Origin of the sequence: Nocardia sp. BMG111209, from assembly GCF_000381925.1 — a bacterium.
GTDB lineage: Bacteria > Actinomycetota > Actinomycetes > Mycobacteriales > Mycobacteriaceae > Nocardia.
This window is the reverse complement of record NZ_KB907307.1, coordinates 1,498,379-1,521,793: the sequence shown is the minus strand read 5'-3', so window position 1 is coordinate 1,521,793 and position 23,415 is coordinate 1,498,379. Positions and strand designations below refer to the sequence as shown.

Here is a 23,415-nt window from a genome sequence, read left to right as displayed (position 1 = left end):
GGTTCGGCGAAGGCGACGGAAACGGGCGATGTCCGTGCGGCGGGCAGCGCGGGCCGGAGGTCAGCGGGCCGTGGCGCCGACCGTGCGGATCGGCGCGGTCAGCGCCGCCGTGAGTGCGAGCACGACTGCAGCGGCCGGCCCGACCAGCGACTTCGCCGCGTCGACGACCGGCAGCCCGGCGTCGCCGATACCGGGCTGCAACGCGGCGGTCGGCAGGTACGGCGCAGCCGCGGGCACGGTCGCGACCGACAGGCAGAGCACGTACCCCGCCGCGACCACGGCCACCGCACGACCGGCCGAACCGGTCCGCGCCGCCACGGCCGCACCGAGCGCCGCGCACAGGACCAGCGCGATCCCCTGTACCGCAAGACAACTCGCCGCGGCGGCCAGGGGATACGGGCCGAACAACGCCCGGCACTCGTACAGCGCGATCACCGCCCCGAGCACGGCCGCCACCGCGACGATGCCGGCCGCGACCAGGATCCGCGGCAGGTACAGGCGTATCGGGGAGACCTCGCGGCTGAGGTAGTAGATGCCGATCGGATCGGTCCCGCGCACCGCGCATGCCTGCGCGGCGAGCACTACCGAAACAGCCGGGAGCAGCAGTCCCGCGTTCTTCACGTACTGCTGTATGCCGTCGCGCCAGTCGGGTGTGCGCAGCAGCCGGATCTCGGCGGAGTGCCCGATCAGGTCCGGCAGATATTTCGCGCCGAACAACGACAGGAAGGCGAACAACACGAAGGCCGCCACCAGCGCCACCAACCGGCGGGTGCGCAGCCATCGATACCATTCGACCCGGAATAACGTGGGGTTCAAGACTTTCCCCCGATCGCGGCGAAGAAGGCATCGGTCAGTGTCGGGCGGTCGATGCGGATGTCATCGATCTCACCGCTGTGCGCGGACACCTCGGCCAGTACCGGCCCCCACCGCGCGGGCCCGGCCTCGATGATCCGGCCGCCGGTCAGCGCGACCCGCAGCGTCGGCCCGGCGGTACCGGCCGCCCGGAACCGCGCGGTCGCGCCGGTGAAGATCGCCTGCCCGCGGTGCAGTACCAGCAGCCGGTCGGCGAGGTCCTCGACGTCGGCCAGCAGATGACTGGAGAACACCACGGTCATCCGGGCGCCCAACCTCCGGATCAGGGCCAGCACCGCGGCGCGGCCCTCGGGATCGAGCGCGCTGGTCGGTTCGTCGAGGATCAGGACCTCCGGATCGCGCACGAGTGCCGCGGCAATTCCCAAGCGCTGCAACATCCCCCGGGAGAATCCGCCCGCGCGCCGATGCGCGTGACGCTCCAGATCCACTGCTGCGAGGGCGGTGTCGATCGCGGCGCGATCGGTGCGGCGGGCCGGCCCGATCGCCATGGACTGCTCGAGCACTTCCCGCGCCGACAGCCACGGCTCGAAACCTGGTGTGTCCGGGCAGTATCCGACCGCGCCGAGCCCGATCGGCACCCGGACGACGCCGGCGGTGACCGGTTGCAGGCCCAGTACCGCGCGGATCAGGGTGGTCTTGCCGGCGCCGTTGAGCCCGATCAATCCGATGATGCCGGGACCTTCGACCCGCCAGTCGACCCGATCCAGTGCCGGGACATCGCCGAACCGGACCGACACCCCGGCGGCCTCGAGGCGCGGATCAGCCACGATCGGATCCCGGCTCCCGGCCGACCACGAGATAGACGAGCCCGCCGAGGGGGATGCTGATCAGGCAGATGATCGCCCAGGCCCACCGCGGCAGATAGCGCACCCGCGCCCGGGACAGGTCGTACCAGCAGAAACCCACGAATCCGACCGCTACCAGCACCAGCGGCAACAGCGCGGCTATCGGGACATGCGACATTCGGTTCCCTCCTGTTCGTCGGGGACCATTGTTCACATAGTCGGGAACATTATCAATAGTGATATCAATCGCTGCTACGGTCGGATCCATGGACTCCGTCGAACTCCTGTTGCACCCCGTTCGACTGCGGATCGTGCAGGCCTTCCTGGGTGATCGGACCCTGACCACGAGCGGGTTGAACGCCGAGCTCGGCGATGTGCCGCCGGGCAGCCTGTATCGGCACGTGGCGCGGCTGGTCGCCGCCGACGTCCTGGAAGTGGTCGTCGAGCGCCGCGTCCGGGGCACGGTCGAGCGCACCTACCGGCTGCGGCAGGCCGCCGCGCAGATCACCCCCGACCGGCTCGCGACGATGAGCACCGAGGAGCACCGCCGCGCCTTCATGGCGTTCATCGCCGGGGTCATGGCCGATTTCGATCGCTACCTCGACCGGGGCGAGGTCGACTACGTCCGGGACGGAGTCGGCTACCGGATGGCCGGAATGTGGCTGGACGACACCGAATTCGCGGACTTCGTCGCGGACCTGTACGGCGTGGTGGCGCCGCGGCTGGCGAACGCACCCCGGCCGGGCCGCATCCGGCGGATCCTGCGCACCGTCCATCTCCCCGACGATGCCGCCGGCCGGAGCGAAATCGGCTGAGCCCGAGCCGGTGCCGGGACCGGCCGCCGGATCAGCGGCGGCGCGGTGCCCGCGCGGGGAGCAGTACGGCGACGAGCAGCAGGGTCAGCAGGATCAGGGCCAGTAGTATCTGCGGGTGCAGGCGGGCGATCGAGGGGTTGTCGAATTCGGGATCCTCGACCGCGGTGCGGGGGAACAGGATCGCGCTCAGCATGCCCAGCCACGGCGCGGCCAGGACCGCGCAGGCCGTCCACAGTCGCGAACGGGTGGCGCCGCCGCGCAACGCCAGCAGCGTGAGCGAGACCCCGCCGAGCAGGAAGGACATGACGATGTATTGCGCGTCATGGAATTTCGCGTGCGGCGGCCACGCGTCGTTGCGCATGTGCTGGTCGGCGGTCGCCGGGATGACGAAATCCGCCAGCAGCGCGCCGAACATGGTGACGATGGCGACGAGGACGGCGAGAAGCCTCGGCGCGCGGGCCGTTTCGGTGGGTAGATCGGTCATGTCACGAAATTCCTTCTCGGGGTGGCGATTCGGTGTGATGGCAGCGCAGGAAGTCGTCGACGAGGTCGTGCACGTAGCCGAGGTCGAAGGTGCGGTGGGCGACCAAGCGCCGGAAGAACATCGGGCCGTACAGGCGATCCACGGCGAGGTCGATGTCCAGGCCGGCCGGCAGTTCGCCCCGCGCGACGGCGTCGGCGAGGATCGTTCGGGTCACGCGGGTGCCCGATCGGTACAGCGATTCCTTGACCTCCGCGAATGCCGGGTCCACGGCGGCCCTTTCGATCATCACGCGCATCGCCTGCTCGTCGGCCGGCTCGTGCAGCATCGCGTGTGACGCCGAGAGTTCGGCCAGCAGATCGGTGCGCAGGTCCCCGGTCGGCTGCGACTGCGCCAGGGTGATGTGCAGGGTGATCGCGGCCCGGACCAGGTCGGCGGGCTCGGCCCACAAGCGGTACAGCGTGGCCCGGCTGATCCCGCTGCGCGCCGCGACCGCGCCGTGGGTCAGCCCGGCCAGACCCTGTTCGATCAGCAGTTCCCGGGCCGCCGCGAGCGCGGTGTCCCGGCTGCGCACCGTACGCGGATCCAGTGCTCGCACGACACCCCTTGTAAGACAGTTTGTTTCGAATCTTCGAAACAAACTGTATCGGAGTTGGGTGGAGGCCTCAACCCCGAATTCAGCCGCGCAGCACGCCGTCGGCGAGGGTCGTCAGGAACCGGTCGTCCACGGGCTCGCCGGTGACGATCAGCCGGTAGGTGATGGTCGCCATGACCACCAGGGCGAGCAGGCCCGGATCGCGATCGGCGGCGATGCCGCCGCGCGCCTGCTCCCGCTCGACGGCGACCCGGATCGCCGCGGATCGGGGACCGAGGATCCGCCGCTGGACGGCGTTCGCGAGGTCCGCGTCCTGCGACAGCAGTGAGAGCAGGCCCCTCACCACCTTGAACTTCCGGGATTCGGCGGCGTCCCGGGAGGTGTCCAGCATCGCGGCGAGATCGCCTGCGAGACTGCCGGTATCGGGTGGTCCGGTGATCGGCTCGGCACGCAGGCTCTCCACGGCCTCGACGACGAGATCGGCCTTCGAGGGCCAGCGTCGGTAGATCGTCGCCTTGCTGGCGCTCGCGCGGGCCGCGACCATATCCGTGGTCATCCGCTCGTAGCCGGCCTCGGCCAGGACATCCAGCGTCGCCCGCAGGATCGCGTCGTCGCGCGATGCGTCCCGCTTGCGACCGGGACGATTGGGCTGCTCCGCCACCGCACACCTCCGATTCCTTGCCGAATATAGTACTTGCTGGTTTCGAAACTCGGCAGTACCGTAATGGTCGCCGGGGGGATTCGTGAACAAGGATCGGAGTATGTGATGACTCTTCCGAGCAGGACACTCGGCCGCACCGGGGTCGAGGTCTCGGTGCTGGGATACGGCGCGATGGAGCTGCGCGGCGCCGAATATATGGGCGGCCCGGACATTTCGGATGCGGACGCCGGTCGATTGCTCAACGAGCTGCTCGATGCGGGCGTCACCCTGATCGACACCTCGATCGACTACGGCCACAGCGAGGATCTCATCGGCCGCCATCTCGGTGCGCGGCGCGACGAATACTTCCTGGCCTCCAAATGCGGGTGCCCGCCGTCGCTGCCGCCGGGCGTCATGCCCATGCCCGACACCCACGATTTCGGCGCCGCCAACGTCCGGGCCGGGGTCGAGCAGAGCCTGACGCGGTTGCGCACCGACCACCTCGACCTCGTCCAGGTGCATCTGTCGCCGTCTCGGAGCGAGATGGCGACCGGCGGCACGATCGAAACGCTCGAGGCGCTGCGTGCGGAGGGCAAGGTGCGCTTCCTCGGGATGTCCGGCACGCTGCCGAATCTGCCGGGACATCTCGCGATGGACGTCTTCGACGAATTCCAGATCCCCTATTCGGCGCTGCAGCCCGAACACGACACCCTGATCTCGGATGCCGCGCGGGCCGGCGCCGGGGTCATCGTGCGCGGCGGCACCGCGCGTGGCACAGCGGCGGCGGACAAGAACTTCACCGTGCAGCCCCTGAGCGGTTCGGGGCCGTCGGCCCTGGACCGCTGGCAGGCCGCCCGGCTGGACGAACTGCTCGACGGGATGAGCCGGCACGAGTTCGTCCTGCGCTTCACCATCAGCCATCCGGCGGTGGCCAGCACCATCGTCGGCACCGCCGACCCGGAACATTTCCGGGCCAATGTCGCGATCGTCGCGCGCGGACCGCTGCCGGCGGATGTTTACGCCGAGGCCAGGAAGCGGCTGGACCTGGCGCCGATCGCCTAGCCCGGAGTTCACCGGCGTGGATCGCAAGTCGTATGCAATGTGAGGGTCAGGCTTGACATCATCCCGGTAGGATACGGAGGATTGTATGCAATACTGACGGCGCGACGCCGCGCTCGCCCGAAGAAGGGATACCCTCATGACTCCTCCGCCCGGCCCGCAGGGCCCCCTCGCCGGACTGCGGGTCATCGAACTCGGTCAGCTCATCGCCGGGCCGTTCTGCGGTCAGCTGCTGGCCGACTTCGGCGCCGACGTCATCAAGATCGAGCAGCCCGACCGCGGCGACCCGATGCGTCAGTGGGGGGTCGTGCACGAGGGCAATTCTCTGTCCTGGAATGTGATCGGACGCGGAAAGCGCTGTGTCACAGCCGATCTGCACACCGACGCGGGGCGCGAGTTCGTCCTCGGGCTGGCCGCCGGCGCCGACGCGGTGATCGAGAACTTCCGTCCCGGCACGCTGGAGCGGTTCGGGCTCGGTTTCGACGTGCTCAGCGAGCTCAATCCGGGCCTGATCCTGACCCGGGTCAGTGGCTACGGACAGGACGGGCCGTATTCCGGCCGGGCCGGTTACGGGTCCATCGGCGAGGCCATGGGCGGGCTGCGCCACCTGGTCGGCGATCCGGCGCACGCGCCGAGCCGGTTCGGCGTCTCGCTGGGCGATCTGCTGGCCGGCCTGCACGCGACGCTGGGCACCATGTTCGCGTTGCAGGAACGGCACCGGTCCGGCCAGGGCCAGGTGGTCGACGTGTCGATCTACGAATCGGTGCTCGCGCTGACCGAATCGCTGGTCTCGGACTACGCCGTCGCGGGGGTGACCCGCGAGCGGTCCGGATCGGTGCTGCCGGGTATCGCCCCCAGCAACGTGTATCCGACCTCCGACGGCAAGATGCTGCTCATCGCGGCCAATCAGGACACCGTCTTCCGGCGGCTGGCCGCCGCGATGGGCCGGCCCGAGCTGGCGGAGTCCGAGGAGTACGCCACCCATCGCGCCCGCGGCGCCCGGCAGGCCGAACTCGACGAACTGGTCGCCGGCTGGACCCGCACCCTGACCGCGGCCGACCTGCTGGAGCGGCTGAACGAGCACGGCGTCCCGGTCGGCAGCATCTATGTCGCCGCCGACATGCTGGCGGATCCGCAGTTCGCGGCGCGCCGCAGCATCGTCGAGGTACCGCACGAGGAGCTCGGCGCGGTGCCGATGCAGGCGGTCGCCCCGCGGTTGAGCCGCACCCCGGGCCGGGTCCGCTGGGGCGGGGCGCGGCACGGCGAGCACGACGCCGAGGTGCGCGAGCTGGTGGCGAATCGGTCCGGAACATCAACGGGCGCAGCCGAATCCGCCGCGGTGGAAGCGGGGCGGGCGCGATGACCACGGGACCCGCGATCGTCGACGTCTCGCTGCGCGACGGCCTGCAGAACGAATCCGTGTCGGTGTCGACCGCCGACAAGATCCGGTTCGCCGATCTGCTCGCCGAGGCCGGCGTGCGGCGCATCGAGGCGGCCTCGTTCGTCCACCCGAAACTGGTTCCCGCCATGGCCGATGCCGAGGCGGTGCTCGCCGGTATCCACCGCGTCGACGGTGTGCGGTATTCGGCGCTGGTACTCAACGATCGCGGCCTGGACCGCGCGCTGGACGCGGCCGTCGACGAGATCAACGTGGTGGTCTGCGCCAGCGACACGTTCAGCCGCCGCAATCAGAACATGTCCACCGCCGATTCCACCCGGATCGCGGCCGGCATCATCGAACGTGCCCGCGCCGCAGGCGTTTTCGCCACGCTGACGGTCGGCACCGCCTTCGGCTGCCCGTTCGAGGGCGAGGTGGACCCGGCGGCGGTACTGCGCATCGTCACCGCCGCGCACGCCGCGGGCGCGCAGGAGATCTGCCTCGCCGACACCATCGGAGTCGGTGTGCCGCCGCAGGTTTCGCTGCTGGCCGAGCGCACCCGGTCGATCACCGGCCCGCAGTCCGGCCTGCGCTTCCACTTCCACAACACGCGGAACACCGGCTACGCCAACGCCTGGACCGCACTCGCGCACGGAGCCGACACCCTCGATGCCAGTGTCGGCGGGATCGGCGGCTGCCCGTTCGCCCCGCGCGCCACGGGCAACATCGCGACCGAGGATCTGGTGTACCTGCTCGACCGCGGCGGGCAGCCGACCGGCCTCGATCTCGGGGCGCTCATCGCGGCCAGCGGTGAGATGTCGATGCTGCTCGGCAAGGAGCTGCCGGCGTTGCTCCCCCGGGCAGGCGGGTTCCCGGCCACCGTCGAATAGGTTCGGGGCGACCGGACCACAGCGAGGAGACGATCATGGCGGATGCGGCGGCCAACGCGTACACGGCGATCCGCGACGATATCGTCGCGGGCCGGCTGAATCGCGGGGAATGGCTGCGGGAGGGGAAACTCGCGCAGGAACTCGGTGTGTCGCGGACCCCGATCCGAGAGGCGTTGCGGCGCTTGGAGGCCGAGGGCCTGGTCGAATTCGCGCCCAACCGCGGCGCGCGGGTGACCGCGTGGTCGGCGCTCGGACTCGAGGATCTCTACCAGATCCGGGCCCGGCTGGAGAGCCTCGCCGCCCGGCTGGCCGCGACCCGCCGCGAGCCGGCGGATATCGCCGAACTCGAGTCCACGGCCACCCGGATGGCCGAGCTGGCCGCGGATCCGAACGCCGATCGCGAGGAGCTCACCGAACTCAACAACCACTTCCACCGCGCCGTCGTACTGGCCGCCCGCAGTCGGCATCTGGCCACCCAGCTGCGGGGGATCATCGATATCCCGTTGATCTCCCGCACTTTTCACAAATACGCACCCGAGCGCATCCGGATCAGCGCCGCCCAGCATCTGGAACTGGTCGCGGCGATCCGGGCCCGCGACGGCGACTGGGCCGACGCGCTGATGCAGGCCCACATCCTCGCCGCGCGCTCGGTGATGGTGCCCACGACGAACACCTGAAAGGGAAGTCCGGCTACGACATTCGGTGCGGCGATCGGCCGGAGCCCGTCGCGGCCGACCGGACGAGGTACCAATGCGGTCCGTCGGACCAGCCGAGGAGTCGGCGGCCGTCGCCGCCGGGGACGCGGCCGTCCGGGGTGAAGCGGCCGCCGCCGAGGATGTGGGCGAGGCCCGCCACCGCGGGCTCGAGCCGGGATGCCCCGGCCCGCTCGGAGATTCGTCGCAGTTCGGCACGCTGGGTGGCCGGGTCGCAGTAGCTCAGCAGGAAGATCGCCTGCCGCCAGGCGTACGCGGCGTTCTTCACCTGGATGCGAGCGGCGTGGCCGTGGGCCGGTTGGCGCAGTCGCCGCAGTATCCGATCGAAGGCGCGACGTGCCGCGTCCGGTGCGATATCGCGCAGCCGGTCACCGAGATCGAGCGCGTCGACCAGCGCGGCGAGATTGTGTGTGGTCAGGATCTGACTCTGTTCCAGCACCGCGCCGTTGTGCGCGACGTAATTTCCCTCGGTCCCGGCTTCCGTGGCGCGTTGTTCGCACAGCGCGGTGAACTCCGAGGCGATGGCCCTGTTCCAGCGAATCACGGCGGTACCCGGCGCGTTTCGGATCGGGGCCGCGGGCAGGTCGTAGTACGCCTGGTACAGCGTGCCTTCGAGGGTGCGGCTCGCGATATCGGCGGCGGCGCGCCACTTCTCGGTGAAGGCGCCGGTGAAGATGTCCGCGGCGAGTTCCTCGACCAGCGGTGGATCCAGACCCGCCTGCTGTGCCAGGGCATGGAATTCGCTGACCAGGGGATTCGGCAGCACGGTATGGGGGAAGTGCTCGATGGTCAGCAGGGTCGACTGCCGCAGCAGTTCGCGGGCGGCGGCGGCCGGCGCCGACGTGTCGTCGCGGTGGGGGCGCAACGGGTTCAGCGCGGCGACCCACGGCAGTTCCTCGAACCGGACCTGTCCCTGCAGCTCGGTCAGCAGCAGGCTGCGCCGGTTCCGGAACGCGGTGTAGAGCTGTGCGGTGAGTTCCGCGACCTCCGGGTCGGTGATGTCGGCGAACAGTACCCGCGAGGTGAGCTGGGGCAGGACGTCGGCGAGCAGTTCATCCGAGCCGACGACGCCGCGCCGGACCAGCTCGCCCACCGGCGCCTCCAGCGCACGCAACGCCTTGTGCTGCAGATGGTTCGGGATCACCGTACCGGGTGGAACGGCCGGGCCGATGGTGGCCGCCTCGGCGGTGGTGACCGGCGCGGTGACCGGATCGGGCGAGGGCAGGCCGCCGTCGGCGGGGAAAAGGTCCAGCCGGGTCGCCAGTACCGCGGCGAGATCGGCGAACAGCGGCGCGGACAGGCTCCGGGTCTGGGCGAGGCGCGCGGATTCGCGTGCGGCGCCGCCGGGTTCGCCGTGGCGGGCGATCGTATCGGCGAGCGCGCGGCGGACCCAGCCGATCTGCCGGGCACTCGGGCCGGGGTCCGCGGGATCGCAGCCGAGCAGGGCGTCGTGCAGCCGGGCGAAATTACTCTTCCGGTGCGCGTGCCGGCCGCGGAACTCGTGCGCGTCGCGTGCGGCGGCGAAATCGCCGAGCCAGCGGGCTCGTTCGTCCGCCCACCCCGGCGGCCGGATCCGGCCGGGCCACCCGCCGCGTAGCGCGCCGGCGTCGTCCGGTCGCGGCAGGTCACCGTCGACCGTCGCACACCACAGTTCCACCAGGCGGTCGTACAACGGCGTCCACACGTCGACGGTGGCGCGCATGCGCGTGAGCTGTTCCGGCGTGGACACCGCGCGCAGCGCCGCCGTGGCCGCCCCGACCGACGTCACCCGTACCGCGGTACCGGCCGGCCGGGGCGCGGCGAATGCGGCCGGGGTGAAGCGCAATCGCGCCAGGAACGGCCGCAGGTCGGCGATCAGGTCCAGCGCCTGTTCCGGGAAGCCGCGCTGCACCAGCAGGGCGACGACGGCCAGCGCCGCGTCCTCCGGCACCTCGATCCGGTAGCGGCCGTTCGCGATCGACGCCAGCAGGTCGGCCCGGCCGACGTCACCGAGGTACCACAGGTTCAGCCGTTCCCGGTCCGTATCACCGGGCACCTCCTCGGGCAGCCGCGCGATCAGCTCGGCTTCGGTTGCGCTCGAGGGGATTTCGGATTGCGCGCGGCCCGTGGCGAAACCGCCGTGCACCACCTCGAGGGTCACCCAGGCGGGCAGGTCCGCGACGGGGGTGCGGCTGCCGACCGTGATGTGCCCGATCGCCATGCCGCCGAGCACCTCTCGCCACCGTTGCGCCTTCCGCTGTGCTCGGGCGCGGGTCGCGCTGTCGCCCGTGCGCAGCGCGGTTTCCAGCGCGCGCTCCAACTGGCCGGTCACGTACTGTGCCGGGCCGCCGCGGAATTCCCGATCGGACAACCAACCCTCCGGATCTGCCGGTACGCCCTGGCGGCGAGGGTCGAACTCGCGCCCTCCCGGTCAGCCGGGTGCTCTGCCACTGAGCTACACCAGGATCGGCATGGGGCCGGAATCCGGCCCACACACCTTGTGGCACAGTGATGTTAGCCGACACCGGGATTCGGGTGTGCCGGGCCTCCCGCTCACCCCGGATTCGCGGCGCGGGTGAACCGTTCGGCGAGGGCGCGCAGGTGTGCCGCCAGTTCCGGCGGCGACTCGACCTCGAATTCGACATCGAGCATCCCGACCACCAGCGCGACCAATGCGTAGGAGTCCGAACCCATTTCGAGGCGGCAGGTGTGCTCGTCGATGGGGGTGACGATGCCCTCGATGCGGCCCGCGAGATCCTCGGCCGGGACGTGGACGCGCAGGACGGAACGGTACGGCCACATGGCGAAACCCATGGTGCGGCGCAGGTACGCGACGACATCGCCGTCCGGTGGCGGCCGATGGGTGAAGCGCGGCCCGTTGGGTGTCCGCAACGACATCCGGTCGACGCGGAAGGTGCGCCAATCGCCGCGATCGGTGTCCCAGCCGACCAGATACCACCGGTGGCTCCAGTGCGCGATGCGATGGGGTTCGACGCTGCGCCGGGATTCGTCGCCGGTATGGCTGCGGTAGTCGAAACGCAGGGTTTCGGCGGCACGGACGGCGGCCGAGATGGCGGTGAGCGAGTCGGCGCCGACCGGGGGACCCGGATCGTAGCGGGGCGGCATCGCGACCACCGCGCCGCGCAGCGCGTCGACCCGGTGCCGCAGCCGCGCCGGAAGGACCTGTTCCACCTTGGTCAGTGCGCGCAGCGACGCCTCCTCCAGGCCCGCGACATCGCCGGTCGCGCCCGCCCGCAGGCCCAGGGTGACGGCGACCGCCTCGTCGTCGTCCAGCAGCAGCGGCGGCAGCGCCGCCCCCGCGCCGAGCCGATAACCCCCGACCGGTCCCATCACCGCGTGCACCGGATATCCCAGCTCGCGCAGCCGATCGACGTCGCGCCGGATGGTGCGGGTCGTGACATCGAGTCGCTGCGCCAGTTCGCCGCCGGTCCAGTCCCGGTGCCGCTGGAGCAACGACAACAGACGCAGCAGGCGGACCGGGGTGGTTTGCGACATACCCCGATCATCGCGCACATGTAGGACCGATCGCGTCCTATATGTGCCCGATGCTGTCCGGGTGACCAAGACAACCTCCACGATCACCCCCTTCCACATCGACGTCCCGCAGGCGGACCTCGACGAGTTGCACGATCGCCTCGGCCGCACCCGGTGGCCCGATGCCCTGCCCGGCGTCGGCTGGTCCTACGGGGTCGACCGGGACCACCTGATCGAGCTGGTCGAGTACTGGCGGACCGGCTACGACTGGCGCGAGCACGAGGCGAGGTTGAACAAGGTGCCGCAGTTCACCACCGAAATCGACGGGCAGACAGTGCATTTCCTGCACGTGCGCTCGCCCGAACCGGACGCGACCCCGCTGATCCTCACGCACGGCTGGCCCAGTACGCCGGCCGACTTCCTCGGCATCCTGGGGCCGTTGACCGATCCGCGGGCGCACGGCGGTGATCCCGCCGATGCGTTCCACGTCGTGGCGCCGTCGGTGCCGGGATTCGGTTTCTCCGGTCCGACCCGCGACACCGGCTGGGATGTGCCCCGGATCGCGCGGGCCTGGGCCGAGCTGATGAGCCGGCTCGGCTACGAGCGCTACGGCGCCCAGGGCGGCGACTACGGCAGCCTGATCTCGCCCGCGCTGGGCCGGGTCGCGCCGGACCGGGTCGTCGGTGTGCACGTCAACGCGCTCGCCGACGCCGCGACCACCACCGGCTCCGGCCGGGAACTCGACGAGCTACCGGAGGCGGACCGGGCGAAGGTGGCCGCGAACCAGATGTGGTGGTACGGGCACAACGGCTACGCCACCCAGATGGCGCTGCGGCCGCAGACCATCGCCTACGCGCTCAACGACTCTCCGGCCGGCCAGCTGGCCTGGAATCTGGAGTGGTTCGTCGACTGGGATCCGACCGCCACCGACCAGGCCCCCGTCGACCGCGACATCGTGCTGACCGACGTCACCACGTATTGGCTGACCGGCACCGCCGGATCCGCCGCCCGGCTGTATCGGGAGTCCGGAAGCTCGTGGGGCAGTAGGCCCGCGCCCTCGGGCGTACCGACCGCGGTCGCGAACTTCCGGGGTGACCGCGCGGTCCGCGGCCTGGCGGAGCGGGCCAACACCGTCGTCCGGTGGAACGAGTATCCGGTGGGCGGCCACTTCGCCTCGCTGCAGGCGCCCGTCGAACTCGTCACCGATATCCGGGAATTCTTCCGCTCGGTACGCTGAGCCGTCGGATATGGGCAATACCGTAGCGGCCGAGCGGTTTCCGCTACGGGCAGGTCGCGGCGAATTCGAACGGCTTTGTGGTGGCGGCCGATCCGTTGCGCGCGGCGGTGCCGGTGATCCGATACGTGGTACCCGATTTCGTCACCGTCGCCGTGCCCGCGACACCCCGCTTGTACGACCAGGTTTCGGTCCCACCGACCAGACCGGCGACGGTGGCCTCCTCGGCCTGCGGCGGATCGGTGGTGGTGAGCTTCGCAGTGAGCAGGCTGCCGCTGATCCGGATCGTCACGAAACCGTCCGCGGTGGTGCACTCGACCGTGCCGCCGGCGTGCTGATCCACGCCGTCGAGGAGCACGGTGGCGTGGCCGGGGATCGCGGGTGTGCTGCTGCCCGCCGTGGTGGCGGGACCGGGCACCGCGGCGGCGTCGACGGCGGCGCGGGCCGCCGGGAGTTTCAGCACGGTCCGGTCGTCGCCGACGACGTAGACGTCGCCCGCGGCGTCGGTGGCGACACCGTCGGGTCCGGTCAGCCTGCCGAACGGGACCACCGTCGCGGTGGCGGCCCCGGCGGCGAGTCGTAGTACGCGGTTCGAATCATGGTCGGCGACATAGATATTGCCCGCGGCATCGACGGCCACGGCCTGCGGTGCGGTGAGGCCGGTGAACGGCAGCGCGGCCGGGGCGGTCGCGCCCGGCGCCAGCTTCTGAACCCGCTGCCGGTCCGCGACGTACACGGCGCCGGCGTGATCCACCGCCACATCCTGCGGGGAAACCAGTCCGGGGAAGGGCAATACGGTCTGCGCGTTGGTGCCCGCCGCCGATTCCAGTACCCGGCCGGTGGTCTCGTCGGTGATGTAGACGTTGCCCACGCCGTCCACGGCGACGCCCGCCGGCGCGGTGGTGTCGGCGAACGGCACGGTGATCGGGGTGTCCGATCCGGGGATCGCCTTCAGCACCTTGCCGACCCCGCTTCCGTACGTCACGTAGAGATTCCCGGCGGTGTCCAGGGCCACCTTCGCGGGGCTGCCCGGTCCGGCGGTGATCACGGGGACGGGTTTGTCTGCGCCCGTTGCCAATCCGAGCACCCCGCCGCTGCGGTCGGCGACGAAGACGTCACCGGTGGGGCTCACCGCCAGCCCGCGCGGTTGCTGTAATCCGGTGAACGGCAGGGTCGCCGGTTGCGAGGGGGACGCCGCGGACGGGGTGGCGGCGCCGGTGGTGGTCGCCGTGACCGGTCCCGCCTTCAGTGCCGGCCGGACGGAATCGCCGCTGCCGCAGGCGCTCACCGTCGCCGCGGCGAGGATCAGGACGGTACCCAGTACGGTCGTGGGCAGTCGGGTGCGACCGGCAGTGCGCATCGCGGCAGGTCCCCTCTGTGCGGCGGATGAGCGTCCGGTCGGCGAACAGTCCGGTGCCCCACAGCAACCGTCACCCGCGACGGTGAACGGCGCACCGGTTCTGCGGGAGTCGGCCGAAAGGCACCGGTTTACTATATCCCGGAACGGTGCTCGTGCCAGCGGCTCACCGCGGTCCGCACCGCCTCCTCGTCCTCGGTGGCGTGGCCGCCGGATGCGCCGATCACGCCGAGGATCAGCTCGCCGTCGGTCACCGGCAGCCCACCGGCATACGGGATGTAGTCGCCGCCGTGCAGATGCTGAATGCCGTCGACGATCGGGCCGGGCAGCGGCAGCGCGCCCGAGGGACGCAGGGTGAGCAGCGCGGTGCGGGCCTTGGCGACCGCGATCCGGCTCGTCATCGGCATGCCCCCGTCTGCCCGGCGGAGCGTGACCACGGCGCCGGTGACATCCAGAACGGCCACCGCCAGCGGCGGAAAGCCCTGCTCCGCAGCAACATTCAGCGCGGCCGCCACCAGGTGATCGGCATCGGCGAGGGACAGTCCGGGCAGCCGGGGGGTTTCGGTCATGCCACCGAAATTAGACCCCGGGCGGCCACACGGTGCTCAGCACCCGCTCGGGCCAATCGTCGGGGATGCCCGCGAGGGTGACGTAGCGCCCGTAGAACGAGCCGATGAGCATACTGCCGAGCGCGTCGAGGTCGGCGGAGCCGGGCAGCCCGGCGCCGGCCAGGGCCTGCCGCAGCAGTGCTCGCCGCGGCTCGACGAGGCGAGTCTTGAACAGCTGCAACAGTTCCGGGTGGCGTTCCTCCTCGGCGAGCAGTGAGCCGAGAATGGCCATCGCGGGGATGGCACGCAGATTGTCGTGGAAGTTCGTCAGGATCGCCAGGGCGTGGGCGCGCGGGGTCGCCGCATCGGCGGGCGGTTCCTCGACCCGCAGCGAATCGACCACGGCGGCAACCAGTTCGGCCTTGTTCCGATACCGGCGCCGGAGGCTGGGAGTGGTGGTTCCCGCCGCGGCCGCCACGGATTCCAATGACATGCGGGCGTAGCCGAGTTCGCCGAGCTGGCGACCGGCAGCCGACAAGATCGCCCGGTCCAGGGCCGGATTCCGGGGCCGGCCGGCCTTCGCTTGCGGAGTGCTCATTATATTGCGATAGTACATCGGAACGTAATCCACGAGGAGGGGTCCCATGCCGGAGTCGTTGCCCGAGAACGCGGTTGTCCGAGTGTCCCGCGTCACCTTCGACCCGGACCTGTACGACGAGGTCACCGTCGTGGACGGGAAGACCGCACAGTATCTGATCCCGGCCATTCAGCAGTTGCCCGGTTTGCTGCACTGGTTCGCGGGTGTCTCGGCGGAGGGCTCGTTCGTGCAGATCAGCGTCTGGGACTCCGAAGAGCATGCGGTGCAGATGGATCGGCTGACGGAGATGGCCGTCATCGCGCGCGGGGAGTTCCGGGAGGTCGGCGTGGAGTTCACCCCGGAGCACGCGTCGATCGTGAACTACCCGATCACCTGGACCATCTGATCGGCGGTTCCCGGGTCAGGGCCGTTTCAGGCTGCCGACGCTCAGTGAACCGCGTGCGGTGACCGGCGAATTCCCTTCCGCCACACGGACATAGGTCTCGGGGTCCTTGTCGACGGGGCGGACGCCGGCATGGTTGCGCGCCTCGAAGGCGGCGAAGGCGACGGCCAGTCGATGGCGGTGCGCGAGTCCGGTGAGGCGGCGGATGTCGGTGAGACCCTCGCGTTCCTCCTCGGCCATGTGGTCGCTGTTGGCCAGGTTCGCCGCGGTGACGGCCGCGTACCAGTCGTCGGTGCCGACCCGGTGCCGCGCCACCTCTGTGATCGCGTCCCGGATCTCGTTGTGATCGTGGATCGCGTCGAGCGTCTCGTCTTCCACGCCGGCCGTGCGCCGGGCGGCGATCCCGGCCTGCAGCAGCGCGGGGTAGAAGACGTCCTCCTCGGCCTGCGCGTGCAGTTCGAGGAAGGACGCCAGCCGGTCCCAGATCGCGGCGAGCACACCGGTGTCGGCGCGATCGATCTCCTCCAGGATCGCGAACAGCCGGCGCTGCTCGTGATGGTCGTCGAGGATCAACTGGGCGATGTCCACATTTCCTCCCTGGTACCGCACGTCCGATCACGGTGAACCGCCGACAACATACCGCCGCGACACACCCGCGCCCGGCGAGCCGCGCCGACCGCCTCAGTCCACGGCGGTCCACACGGTCAGCGCGGTCAGCACCGGGAGGTACAACAGACCGGTGACCGTCCCGGCCGCGGCCAGCCGCTCACCGAGCCGGGACGCCGCGGCGGATTCGCTGAGAATCGGGCTGAGCGGCCCGTTGTCGCCACCGTCCGGGAAGGTCAGCGCGGCGGTGAGCAGCAGCAGGTCGGCCACCACCAGCAGCGGCCGGGCCGCGGGCGGCGCCAGGAAACCGTCCGCCACCAGCGGCGCCAGCAGGACCACGGGCAGCAGTCCCAGCGTGAACAGCAACCCCATGAACAGCAACCATCCCGCCGCGCGCAGTCGCGCCACGATCACTACCGCGACCACCGCGACCTGCACCCATCCCATGACGACCATGGTCTCAGTGGATACGCGCCTCGTCGACCGTGACGCAGCGGCCGCTGAGATGGTCGGCCGCGCCGAGCGCCACATCGACAGCGCACGGGCGGATTCGCCGAGCGGGGTGAGTCCGCCGGTGTCGCGGGCCTGTTCGGCCCGTTCCAGGATTCCGTCCGCCCAGACGTCCCCGGTGCGGCCGCGCTCGAAATGGGCACGGGTGATGCCGATGTCGACCAGGCCGGGATCGAAAGCGACCGTGATGATTCCGGAGCCGCGAGGTTCGCGGTCAATGAGATCGTCGCGGCCTTGGACACCGAGTACGCCGAGGCGTGCGGCCGGCGCAACCGGCCCGCGCGGCTGACGATGTTGATCACGCGGCCGTGGCCCGCCATCCGGGGGAGGACGGCGCGGGTCGCGAGCAGCGTGCCGCGCAGGTTCACCTCCATCGTGCGCCACCATTCGTCCTCGTCGACCTACCATGACTTGCCCAGCGGGCCCGCCAGACCCGTGTTGCGGGCGATGATCGTGGGCGCGGAGGCGGCCAGTCCGGCGGGATCGAGGACATCGGCGACCGCGTGGTCGGCGGTCCCGCTCGCGTCCCGGATGCGTTTCACGGTGTCCAGCAGCGTCGCCTCGTCGCGGCCCAGGACCCACACCGTGGCGCCGGCCGCGGCGAGCGCGGCGGCCGGCGCCCGGCCCGGCCCCCGGCCGCCGCCGGTGATCAGCACCCGAATCGGCTGCGGCAATTGCGGTTTGCCGGTCGAGGACCGCGGAATCTCCGGCACCCGCTCGATCATCCGGATCCGCTGGGCCGGGGCGACGCGGTCGCTCACGAACCGCACGATCTCGGCGAGCGGCATATCGCCGTCGAGGACGACATGCGCCCTGGGCAGTTCCCCGGCGATCGGATCCGGGACCCCGGACACCACGGCCGCGCGCACGGCGGGGTGGGTGACCAGCACCTCCTCGAGGACGGCCGGGAAGACCTGGTGGCCCTTGTACTTGATCATCGCCCTTGATCCGGCCCACGATCCGGACGAATCCCTCGTCGTCGCGCACGATCAGATCACCAACAGCGTGCCGCCGGCCCGCAGCACCGGATTCAGCGCCGTCTGCATCCCGTAGATGTGCCGCAGCGGCGGCACCACCGCGACTGTCGTTCCCGGCGCGATGCGATGGATCGCGTGGATCTGGGCCAAATTCGCGACCGGATTGTGGTGGGTCACCGTGACCCGCTTGGGAATTCCGGCGCTGCCGCTCGAGGACAGCACCACCGCGCGCCGGTCGCCGCCGGCCACCGGTCCGGGATCACCCGCCGTGCGCAGCGCCTCGTCCCACGCGATGCCGCCGCGCGGGTCGGCACCGATGACGATCGTATGTGCCGGTGGCACAGCCGAATCCGGGATGCCCAGCGCGGATTCGGTGACCAGCGCCGCGGCGTCGCCGAGGACCGCCGTCCACCGGTGCGGATCGCGGGGATCCAGCGGCAGCACCACCGCACCCGCGGCGAGGATGCCGTGGTACGTGACCACGCGATGCTGTTCTCGGTGAGCACCCCCACGGTGTGCCCGGCCGCGCCGAACGCGCGCAGCCGGGTGGCCAGCCCGCGTACGGCGGCGGCGAGTTCACCGTAGGTCAGTGCGCGCCGCGGGCCGCGGGTGTAGTCCACGACGGCGACCGCGCCGGGATCCGGCGGCGACCCGAAGACGTAGTCGCCCAGCGCGATCGGGCCGGGATCGGTGAACCGGTACATCGTCGACTCCTACGGTCGGATCAGGACCTTGGCGGCCCGGCGATCGGCCATCAGGCGGTAGCCCCGGTCCGCCTCGGCCAGCGGTACCGTCGCCTCGAACACCGGCCCCGGATCCAGCCGGCCGGCCACGATCTCGGCGAGCAGGGTGGGCAGATACCGGCGGGCGGGGGTCAGGCCGCCGCTGACCGTGATGTTGCGGAGGAAGCAGCCCATCAGATCGATCCCGCCGTGCGGGCCGCCGACCAGGCTGACGACCCCGCCGTCGGCGCACACGGCGACCACCCGGGGTACGGCCCGGCCGGGTCCGGCGCCGGCGTGGTGACCGGTGGCCACCACGTCGGCGAGGGTGAGCACGGCCGGGATCCGCTCGTCGCCCGCACCAGCGTGCCGTCGGCGAACGGCACCCGCACCGCCTCGGCCTGCGCGCCGCCCGCGGCGACGGACCACATCCCGCCGGCGCGGCAGGAGGTGGGCACGCCGCGCACGCAGTGCACGCACACGCCGTCGGCGTACATGAACGGCGCCACCACCACGTCGCCGCGGCGCACCGTCACCACATCGTCGCCCAGATCGTCCACCACGCCGACGAATTCGTGACCACACGCCGGTCCCGGCACCGGACCCGGCCGACCGGCGTACGCGCGCAGATCGGTACCGCAGATACCGGCGGCGATCACGCGGACGACGGCGTCGGTCGGCGCTTCCAGTGCGGCATCGGGCACTTCACCGACGGTGATCGCGCCGGGGGCGTCCAACAGTACTGCTCTCATTCGCTTTCCTTCGCAGAGTGCTTGCGGGCCAAGGTGATTCCATCGGCGACCGGCAGCAGCACGGATTCCACCCGGGGGTCGGCGCGGACGTGATCGTTGAATTGCCGAATGGCGGCGGCATTTCCGGTCGCATCCGGCGACACCGCCGCACCGGCGTAGAGGACGTTGTCGGCGATCAGCAGACCGCCGGGCCGCACCCGCGGCACCAGCATCTCCCAGTAGCCGATGTAGCCGACCTTGTCCGCGTCGATGAACACCAGATCCGCGAACGGCTCGTCGGGCAGCGCGCCCAGGGTTACGGCGGCGGGGCCGATCAGCCGGCGGATCCGGTCGTCGACACCCGCGTCGCGCCAGGCCCGGTCGGCGATCGCGGACCAGCGATCGCTGATGTCGCAGGTGATCACCGAACCGTCGGGGCCCACCCCCTCGGCGAGGGCCAGCGTCGAATAGCCGGTGAAGGTGCCGACCTCGATCACGGTCCGGGCGTCGAGCAGGCGTGCGAGCAGGGTCAGCAGCACGCCCTGCTCCGGCGGGATCTGCATCTCGGCCGGCCCGCCGAGCGCGGTGGTCTCCTCGATGAGCCGGCGCTGCACCGCCGTCGGCGGGCCCGCCTGCGCGCGCACGTAGGCGGTGAGCTCCGGGGTCACGGTCAGGGTCTTGTCCGAATAGGGCTGGGGCGCTTCAGAAGTGGTCACGGTCACCGTTTTCCGTCGAGGAGCAGCGGCTCGCCGAGCCGCAGCGGCGTGGCGATGTGGTCGGCCGCGGCGGGGAGGAATTCCCGGATCGCGGCGTGTTCGTATTCGGCATATATCGGCAGCGCCGCGAGATCGGCGAGCACCGCCTCGGTGCGCGTGCGCAGCTGCGCGGCGAAGCCGTGCCGGCAGACCGGGTGGCGGCCGGTGCGGAAGAAGGCGTCGACGGTGTCGCTGTCGGCGGCCGTGGGCTGTTCGCGCAGACTCCGGCCGGAGTCCTGCAACAACGAACGACCCTCCGGCACGAGCCGCGCCGCCACCCGGATGTGCACCTGCCGGTTGAACCGGATCGCGGTCCACAGCGGCGAATTCGGCGCCACGGTCAGCCGGGACTGCAACTCGCGGACGCGGTTGAAGTCCCGGGCCCAGGTGCCGCTCATCCCGGGGTCGGTGCCATCATGCCGCACGCTCCACATCGACGACGGCCTCGACCACGTCGGCGGCCGCGCGGATGTCCGCGTCCAGCGCGCGGTCCACGTCGATCGGCGCAATCCGCTACCCACATCCGCCACAGCGGCCGGTCGTGGGCCGGCGGCGTGGGCATCAACTCCCGAATCGCCGTGGCGCGCACCGGCACATCGAGCAACCCGATGTGCTGCTCGATGTCGAAGTGCGGATCCGGCTCCCACGCGGGCTCATCGGTGAGGCGATGGGTGAGCGCGGGCACCGCGGCGAGCCGGCTCGCGACCTGCTCCCGCACCTCGCTCAGCGCCGGTGCCGTTCCGCCGCAACGGAGCAGCACACCGAAGTACACATCGCCGGGATCCGGGGCCACCCGCTCCATGGCCAGAAAGGTGTGGGTGAGCAGATCGGGCGCGGCTGGACTGGGCAGCGACATGGACTTCCTCGGAAGCGATCGAGCGATGAGACAACTGCGCGGAGGCCGGTGCACCGAGTCCGAACGGAGATCGAAACACCGGTTCCGAGCACGGACTCTGGCACGGCCCCCGACCCCGCGCAACTTTCGCGCGACCTCCCGCCGAGGCCGGCGACGAAACTTCACGCAACGGCAACCGGACATCCGCGACAGTTCAGCCAACCGTCAACAGCGAGAAAGCCTTTCGCTCCTTCGGGCAGGGCCGCGTTGTGCGCGGGCGCGCCGCGGCCACCACCCTGTCGGCGGGGACACGCGCGGCAGGAGCGACCCCGGATCGCGACCACGAGACCGCGGTGACCTCGAATGCACTCGCGGGCAATTCCGTTGAGAATTCGCCGCGCCACGACACGCCCGAATCGGTGCCGTTCGGAATTCGAGTACGGCCGATTTCGGTAACGCCGACCCGCCGCGATCGGTAGCGTGACGACTGCCGGCCACCCGCGCGGCTGCCGGCAACGTCCTCGGTTCCGCCCGAGTGCGACCGCAGCCCCTGCGAGAGGATCGGCATGACAACAGATGTCATCACGTGCCGCGGTACGGCCGAGCCGGCCGACGGGACGAGCAACCTGCTCTCCTATGTCACCGCCGACCTGGACCCGGTGGCCTATGCGCTCATCGGCGATCTGCCCTATCCGGCCTCGGTGGGACCGATCGGCCCCGACGGGAATCCGCTCGGTCCGTCGGAGGACGAATCGGTTCGCGAGGGCGTCGCGAATCTCGCGCAGATGATCCGGTCGGCGTCGAATGTCGTAGGCCTGCTGGGCTACTCACTCGGCGCCGAGGTGATCACCCGGTTCGCGGAGGCCCGCTCCCACGGCGAATATCGGGACTGCGAAGTGGCGTGGACCGCATGTGTCGCCAACCCGCTGCGGCGCGAAGGTGATTCGATGGATCCGAATCCACGGGGCTTCGGTATCAACGGCCGGGTGTCGTTCGATCCGCCGTATCCGCATGTCGAGTGCGCGAACCCGCTCGACGTGATCACCTCCTGCCCGGCGGATTCCCCATTGCGGAACCTGGCCGACGCCACGAGTGCGTTCTCCTTCGCCGAACTCGGCGGCTGGACCGAGGATCTGGTGGCGCGGCTGCGTGACGGCCGGTGGCAGCCGGGGGATCCGGCGTGGTGGCTGCACCCGATCCGGACCTGGCAGCGCTACGAGACCGCCGCCGGCGACGTGCTGGGATACCTGACCGGCCAGCACAACACCGTGTACATCACCGGCGGTTACCTGTCGCGCCTGGCCGCCGTCCTGAACGACCACGCGCCGCGGTGACGGCGGCGCCCCGGGATCTCACGCCGGGTCCGGCGGTGCGGGTAGGTTCTGATCATGGGCAACCCACGATTCGTCATCTACGGTGCGGGCGCGGTCGGCGGCGGGCTCGGCGCGCTCCTGACCCGCGCCGGTCACGAGGTGGTCCTGATCGCACGCGGGCCGCATCTGGACGCGCTGCGTTCCGGTGGCCTGCGGCTGATCACACCCGAAGGCGCCGAGACGATTCCGGTCACGGCGGTCGCCTCGCCCCGTGAATTGTCGCTGTCCGCGGACGATGTCGTATTCCTGACGATGAAGAGCAACGACACCGAGCCGGCGCTGAGCGAACTGGAAGCGGTCGCCGACCCGGACACCGCACTGGTCTGCGCCCAGAACGGCGTGGCCAACGAACGGGCCGCGCTGCGCCGGTTCTCGAACGTGTACGGCATGTGGACGATGTTCCCCGTCGTCCACCTGGAGCCGGGTGTCGTGCAACTGCGCAGCCGGCCCGTACCGGCGGTGCTCGATATCGGCCGATATCCCGGCGGAGTCGACGAGAGCGCCGAAACGATCGCCGCCGCAATCGAATCGGCCGGTTGCCGCTCCGTGCCGCGGCCGGACATCATGCGCTGGAAATACGCCAAACTACTGAGGAATCTGGTCAACGCCGTCGACGCGATCGCCGAGCCCGGCCCCACCGCGACGGAGATCATCGATCGGTTGCGGGTTGAAGGGCAGCAGGTCCTCGACGCGGCCGGTATCGAATACACCGGCGACGAGGAACAACAATTGCGGGTCGGTGAATTCCTGCGGCAGACCGATCCGGTCGAAGGGGCCGGGATCGCGGGCAGTTCGTCGTGGCAGAGCGTGGCCCGTGGCACCGGGCGCATCGAATCCGACTATCTCAACGGGGAAATCGCGCTGCTGGGCCGACTGCACGGGGTGCCCGCACCGGTCAACGAATTCGTGCGGCGGACCGCGAACGCGCACGTGCGCGCCGGTCGCCCTCCGAACTCGTTGTCCGGCAAGGATCTACGCGCCGGCTACGAAGCCGCCCGCCGCGGCTCGACGCTCCGGCCGGAGCGGTGACGGTGGGGTCGAACAGCCGAACCGGGGCTGCCACCCGCTGATCGGCGGTACACCG

At 70.7% G+C, this 23,415-nt stretch carries 28 protein-coding genes, 1 tRNA gene and 1 pseudogene; 9 read left to right on the top strand and 21 right to left on the bottom strand.

Annotated elements, in window-relative coordinates:
- Positions 1–60: 60 nt before the first annotated feature.
- Genes G361_RS0106750 through G361_RS0106740 form a run of 3 tightly spaced genes read right to left on the bottom strand, consistent with a single transcriptional unit; the run spans position 61 to position 1,836 of the window.
- Positions 61–816, bottom strand: a complete 756-nt coding sequence (locus tag G361_RS0106750; protein WP_019926301.1) for a hypothetical protein — start codon at positions 814–816, stop codon at positions 61–63.
- The gene (locus G361_RS42575) at positions 813–1,640 is read right to left on the bottom strand and encodes an ABC transporter ATP-binding protein (RefSeq protein ID WP_019926300.1); all 828 of its coding nucleotides are present in this window, start codon (positions 1,638–1,640) and stop codon (positions 813–815) included. Before G361_RS42575 ends, G361_RS0106750 begins: the two co-directional genes overlap by 4 nt.
- Positions 1,633–1,836: a hypothetical protein gene (locus tag G361_RS0106740; protein WP_019926299.1), complete on the bottom strand. Its 204-nt coding sequence runs from the start codon at positions 1,834–1,836 to the stop codon at positions 1,633–1,635. The genes G361_RS42575 and G361_RS0106740 overlap by 8 nt, the downstream gene beginning before the upstream one ends.
- 88 nt (positions 1,837–1,924) lie before the next feature.
- Between G361_RS0106740 and G361_RS0106735 the strand changes: the two genes are divergently transcribed.
- The gene (locus tag G361_RS0106735) at positions 1,925–2,473 is read left to right on the top strand and encodes a helix-turn-helix domain-containing protein (protein ID WP_019926298.1); all 549 of its coding nucleotides are present in this window, start codon (positions 1,925–1,927) and stop codon (positions 2,471–2,473) included.
- Between the two features lie 31 nt (positions 2,474–2,504).
- On the opposite strand, the gene G361_RS0106730 is transcribed toward G361_RS0106735, so the two are convergent.
- From G361_RS0106730 to G361_RS49190, 3 genes are all read right to left on the bottom strand, one after another.
- Entirely contained in the window at positions 2,505–2,957 is a 453-nt protein-coding gene (locus G361_RS0106730; protein WP_019926297.1) for a DUF6640 family protein, read from the bottom strand.
- 1 nt (position 2,958) lies between these two features.
- Positions 2,959–3,552 carry a TetR/AcrR family transcriptional regulator gene (locus G361_RS0106725; protein WP_019926296.1) on the bottom strand — a complete coding sequence of 198 codons (594 nt, stop codon included), beginning with the start codon at positions 3,550–3,552 and terminating at the stop codon, positions 2,959–2,961.
- 79 nt (positions 3,553–3,631) lie between these two features.
- Complete coding sequence (locus tag G361_RS49190) at positions 3,632–4,210, bottom strand: TetR/AcrR family transcriptional regulator (RefSeq protein ID WP_019926295.1); 579 nt, start codon at positions 4,208–4,210, stop codon at positions 3,632–3,634.
- 105 nt (positions 4,211–4,315) lie between these two features.
- Between G361_RS49190 and G361_RS0106715 the strand changes: the two genes are divergently transcribed.
- The 4 genes from G361_RS0106715 to G361_RS0106700 all read left to right on the top strand — a co-directional run bounded on the left by G361_RS0106715 (position 4,316) and on the right by G361_RS0106700 (position 8,193).
- Positions 4,316–5,251 (top strand): aldo/keto reductase, encoded by a 936-nt coding sequence (locus tag G361_RS0106715; protein WP_036494653.1) that lies wholly within the window; start codon positions 4,316–4,318, stop codon positions 5,249–5,251.
- 136 nt (positions 5,252–5,387) lie between these two features.
- Positions 5,388–6,611 carry a CaiB/BaiF CoA-transferase family protein gene (locus tag G361_RS0106710; protein WP_019926293.1) on the top strand — a complete coding sequence of 408 codons (1,224 nt, stop codon included), beginning with the start codon at positions 5,388–5,390 and terminating at the stop codon, positions 6,609–6,611.
- Positions 6,608–7,516, top strand: a complete 909-nt coding sequence (locus G361_RS0106705; protein WP_019926292.1) for a hydroxymethylglutaryl-CoA lyase — start codon at positions 6,608–6,610, stop codon at positions 7,514–7,516. Before G361_RS0106710 ends, G361_RS0106705 begins: the two co-directional genes overlap by 4 nt.
- Before the next feature lie 35 nt (positions 7,517–7,551).
- Positions 7,552–8,193 carry a GntR family transcriptional regulator gene (locus G361_RS0106700; protein ID WP_019926291.1) on the top strand — a complete coding sequence of 214 codons (642 nt, stop codon included), beginning with the start codon at positions 7,552–7,554 and terminating at the stop codon, positions 8,191–8,193.
- Between the two features lie 13 nt (positions 8,194–8,206).
- On the opposite strand, the gene G361_RS0106695 is transcribed toward G361_RS0106700, so the two are convergent.
- The 3 genes from G361_RS0106695 to G361_RS0106685 all read right to left on the bottom strand — a co-directional run bounded on the left by G361_RS0106695 (position 8,207) and on the right by G361_RS0106685 (position 11,724).
- On the bottom strand, positions 8,207–10,579 hold the full coding sequence (locus tag G361_RS0106695; RefSeq protein WP_019926290.1) for a hypothetical protein: 2,373 nt from the start codon (positions 10,577–10,579) through the stop codon (positions 8,207–8,209).
- Between the two features lie 25 nt (positions 10,580–10,604).
- A tRNA-OTHER gene (locus G361_RS0106690) sits at positions 10,605–10,673 on the bottom strand.
- Between the two features lie 88 nt (positions 10,674–10,761).
- Positions 10,762–11,724 carry a YafY family protein gene (locus G361_RS0106685; RefSeq protein ID WP_019926289.1) on the bottom strand — a complete coding sequence of 321 codons (963 nt, stop codon included), beginning with the start codon at positions 11,722–11,724 and terminating at the stop codon, positions 10,762–10,764.
- A gap of 61 nt (positions 11,725–11,785) precedes the next feature.
- Between G361_RS0106685 and G361_RS0106680 the strand changes: the two genes are divergently transcribed.
- Entirely contained in the window at positions 11,786–12,940 is a 1,155-nt protein-coding gene (locus G361_RS0106680) for an epoxide hydrolase family protein (RefSeq protein ID WP_019926288.1), read from the top strand.
- Positions 12,941–12,983: 43 nt separating this feature from the next.
- On the opposite strand, the gene G361_RS42570 is transcribed toward G361_RS0106680, so the two are convergent.
- From G361_RS42570 to G361_RS0106665, 3 genes are all read right to left on the bottom strand, one after another.
- Positions 12,984–14,297 carry a lipoprotein LpqH gene (locus G361_RS42570; protein WP_019926287.1) on the bottom strand — a complete coding sequence of 438 codons (1,314 nt, stop codon included), beginning with the start codon at positions 14,295–14,297 and terminating at the stop codon, positions 12,984–12,986.
- A gap of 131 nt (positions 14,298–14,428) precedes the next feature.
- Entirely contained in the window at positions 14,429–14,863 is a 435-nt protein-coding gene (locus G361_RS0106670) for a heme-binding protein (protein ID WP_019926286.1), read from the bottom strand.
- Between the two features lie 10 nt (positions 14,864–14,873).
- Positions 14,874–15,440 carry a TetR/AcrR family transcriptional regulator gene (locus tag G361_RS0106665; RefSeq protein WP_019926285.1) on the bottom strand — a complete coding sequence of 189 codons (567 nt, stop codon included), beginning with the start codon at positions 15,438–15,440 and terminating at the stop codon, positions 14,874–14,876.
- Positions 15,441–15,486: 46 nt separating this feature from the next.
- On the opposite strand from G361_RS0106665, the gene G361_RS0106660 reads away from it, so the two are divergent.
- Complete coding sequence (locus G361_RS0106660; RefSeq protein WP_019926284.1) at positions 15,487–15,825, top strand: hypothetical protein; 339 nt, start codon at positions 15,487–15,489, stop codon at positions 15,823–15,825.
- A gap of 15 nt (positions 15,826–15,840) precedes the next feature.
- Here G361_RS0106660 and G361_RS0106655 read toward each other — a convergent pair whose 3' ends face one another.
- From G361_RS0106655 to G361_RS46705, 9 genes and pseudogenes are all read right to left on the bottom strand, one after another.
- On the bottom strand, positions 15,841–16,410 hold the full coding sequence (locus G361_RS0106655; protein WP_019926283.1) for a hemerythrin domain-containing protein: 570 nt from the start codon (positions 16,408–16,410) through the stop codon (positions 15,841–15,843).
- Positions 16,411–16,503: 93 nt separating this feature from the next.
- Entirely contained in the window at positions 16,504–16,875 is a 372-nt protein-coding gene (locus tag G361_RS48085; RefSeq protein WP_155981337.1) for a hypothetical protein, read from the bottom strand.
- Positions 16,842–17,876, bottom strand: a pseudogene (locus tag G361_RS50740) (SDR family NAD(P)-dependent oxidoreductase). The gene G361_RS48085 and the pseudogene G361_RS50740 overlap by 34 nt, the downstream one beginning before the upstream one ends.
- A 51-nt stretch (positions 17,877–17,927) precedes the next feature.
- Positions 17,928–18,398: a class I adenylate-forming enzyme family protein gene (locus G361_RS50210; protein ID WP_019926280.1), complete on the bottom strand. Its 471-nt coding sequence runs from the start codon at positions 18,396–18,398 to the stop codon at positions 17,928–17,930.
- A 230-nt stretch (positions 18,399–18,628) separates the two neighbouring features.
- Positions 18,629–18,832 (bottom strand): hypothetical protein, encoded by a 204-nt coding sequence (locus G361_RS50735; RefSeq protein ID WP_231386792.1) that lies wholly within the window; start codon positions 18,830–18,832, stop codon positions 18,629–18,631.
- Positions 18,832–19,389 (bottom strand): alcohol dehydrogenase catalytic domain-containing protein, encoded by a 558-nt coding sequence (locus G361_RS42565; protein WP_231386791.1) that lies wholly within the window; start codon positions 19,387–19,389, stop codon positions 18,832–18,834. Before G361_RS42565 ends, G361_RS50735 begins: the two co-directional genes overlap by 1 nt.
- Positions 19,386–20,084, bottom strand: a complete 699-nt coding sequence (locus G361_RS0106630; RefSeq protein WP_196814429.1) for an O-methyltransferase — start codon at positions 20,082–20,084, stop codon at positions 19,386–19,388. The genes G361_RS42565 and G361_RS0106630 overlap by 4 nt, the downstream gene beginning before the upstream one ends.
- 2 nt (positions 20,085–20,086) lie before the next feature.
- On the bottom strand, positions 20,087–20,521 hold the full coding sequence (locus G361_RS42560; protein WP_019926277.1) for a hypothetical protein: 435 nt from the start codon (positions 20,519–20,521) through the stop codon (positions 20,087–20,089).
- The gene (locus G361_RS46705; protein ID WP_019926276.1) at positions 20,518–20,979 is read right to left on the bottom strand and encodes a wax ester/triacylglycerol synthase domain-containing protein; all 462 of its coding nucleotides are present in this window, start codon (positions 20,977–20,979) and stop codon (positions 20,518–20,520) included. Before G361_RS46705 ends, G361_RS42560 begins: the two co-directional genes overlap by 4 nt.
- A 545-nt stretch (positions 20,980–21,524) precedes the next feature.
- Between G361_RS46705 and G361_RS0106610 the strand changes: the two genes are divergently transcribed.
- Positions 21,525–22,292 carry a PE-PPE domain-containing protein gene (locus G361_RS0106610; protein ID WP_019926274.1) on the top strand — a complete coding sequence of 256 codons (768 nt, stop codon included), beginning with the start codon at positions 21,525–21,527 and terminating at the stop codon, positions 22,290–22,292.
- Between the two features lie 54 nt (positions 22,293–22,346).
- Positions 22,347–23,360: a ketopantoate reductase family protein gene (locus tag G361_RS0106605; RefSeq protein ID WP_019926273.1), complete on the top strand. Its 1,014-nt coding sequence runs from the start codon at positions 22,347–22,349 to the stop codon at positions 23,358–23,360.
- Positions 23,361–23,415 lie beyond the last annotated feature (55 nt).

Coding starts and splice junctions, on each gene's coding strand:
- G361_RS42570 (WP_019926287.1), bottom strand. CDS start 14,297: ATGCGCACTGCCGGTCGCACCCGACTGCCCACGACCGTACTGGGTACC.
- G361_RS0106660 (WP_019926284.1), top strand. CDS start 15,487: ATGCCGGAGTCGTTGCCCGAGAACGCGGTTGTCCGAGTGTCCCGCGTC.
- G361_RS46705 (WP_019926276.1), bottom strand. CDS start 20,979: ATGTCGCTGCCCAGTCCAGCCGCGCCCGATCTGCTCACCCACACCTTT.
- G361_RS0106705 (WP_019926292.1), top strand. CDS start 6,608: ATGACCACGGGACCCGCGATCGTCGACGTCTCGCTGCGCGACGGCCTG.
- G361_RS0106700 (WP_019926291.1), top strand. CDS start 7,552: ATGGCGGATGCGGCGGCCAACGCGTACACGGCGATCCGCGACGATATC.
- G361_RS50735 (WP_231386792.1), bottom strand. CDS start 18,832: ATGGGCTGCTTCCTCCGCAACATCACGGTCAGCGGCGGCCTGACCCCC.
- G361_RS0106735 (WP_019926298.1), top strand. CDS start 1,925: ATGGACTCCGTCGAACTCCTGTTGCACCCCGTTCGACTGCGGATCGTG.
- G361_RS42565 (WP_231386791.1), bottom strand. CDS start 19,389: ATGAGAGCAGTACTGTTGGACGCCCCCGGCGCGATCACCGTCGGTGAA.
- G361_RS0106730 (WP_019926297.1), bottom strand. CDS start 2,957: ATGACCGATCTACCCACCGAAACGGCCCGCGCGCCGAGGCTTCTCGCC.
- G361_RS0106715 (WP_036494653.1), top strand. CDS start 4,316: ATGACTCTTCCGAGCAGGACACTCGGCCGCACCGGGGTCGAGGTCTCG.
- G361_RS42560 (WP_019926277.1), bottom strand. CDS start 20,521: ATGAGCGGCACCTGGGCCCGGGACTTCAACCGCGTCCGCGAGTTGCAG.
- G361_RS0106610 (WP_019926274.1), top strand. CDS start 21,525: ATGACAACAGATGTCATCACGTGCCGCGGTACGGCCGAGCCGGCCGAC.
- G361_RS0106670 (WP_019926286.1), bottom strand. CDS start 14,863: ATGACCGAAACCCCCCGGCTGCCCGGACTGTCCCTCGCCGATGCCGAT.
- G361_RS48085 (WP_155981337.1), bottom strand. CDS start 16,875: ATGGGATGGGTGCAGGTCGCGGTGGTCGCGGTAGTGATCGTGGCGCGA.
- G361_RS0106605 (WP_019926273.1), top strand. CDS start 22,347: ATGGGCAACCCACGATTCGTCATCTACGGTGCGGGCGCGGTCGGCGGC.
- G361_RS0106710 (WP_019926293.1), top strand. CDS start 5,388: ATGACTCCTCCGCCCGGCCCGCAGGGCCCCCTCGCCGGACTGCGGGTC.
- G361_RS0106740 (WP_019926299.1), bottom strand. CDS start 1,836: ATGTCGCATGTCCCGATAGCCGCGCTGTTGCCGCTGGTGCTGGTAGCG.
- G361_RS0106665 (WP_019926285.1), bottom strand. CDS start 15,440: ATGAGCACTCCGCAAGCGAAGGCCGGCCGGCCCCGGAATCCGGCCCTG.
- G361_RS0106685 (WP_019926289.1), bottom strand. CDS start 11,724: ATGTCGCAAACCACCCCGGTCCGCCTGCTGCGTCTGTTGTCGTTGCTC.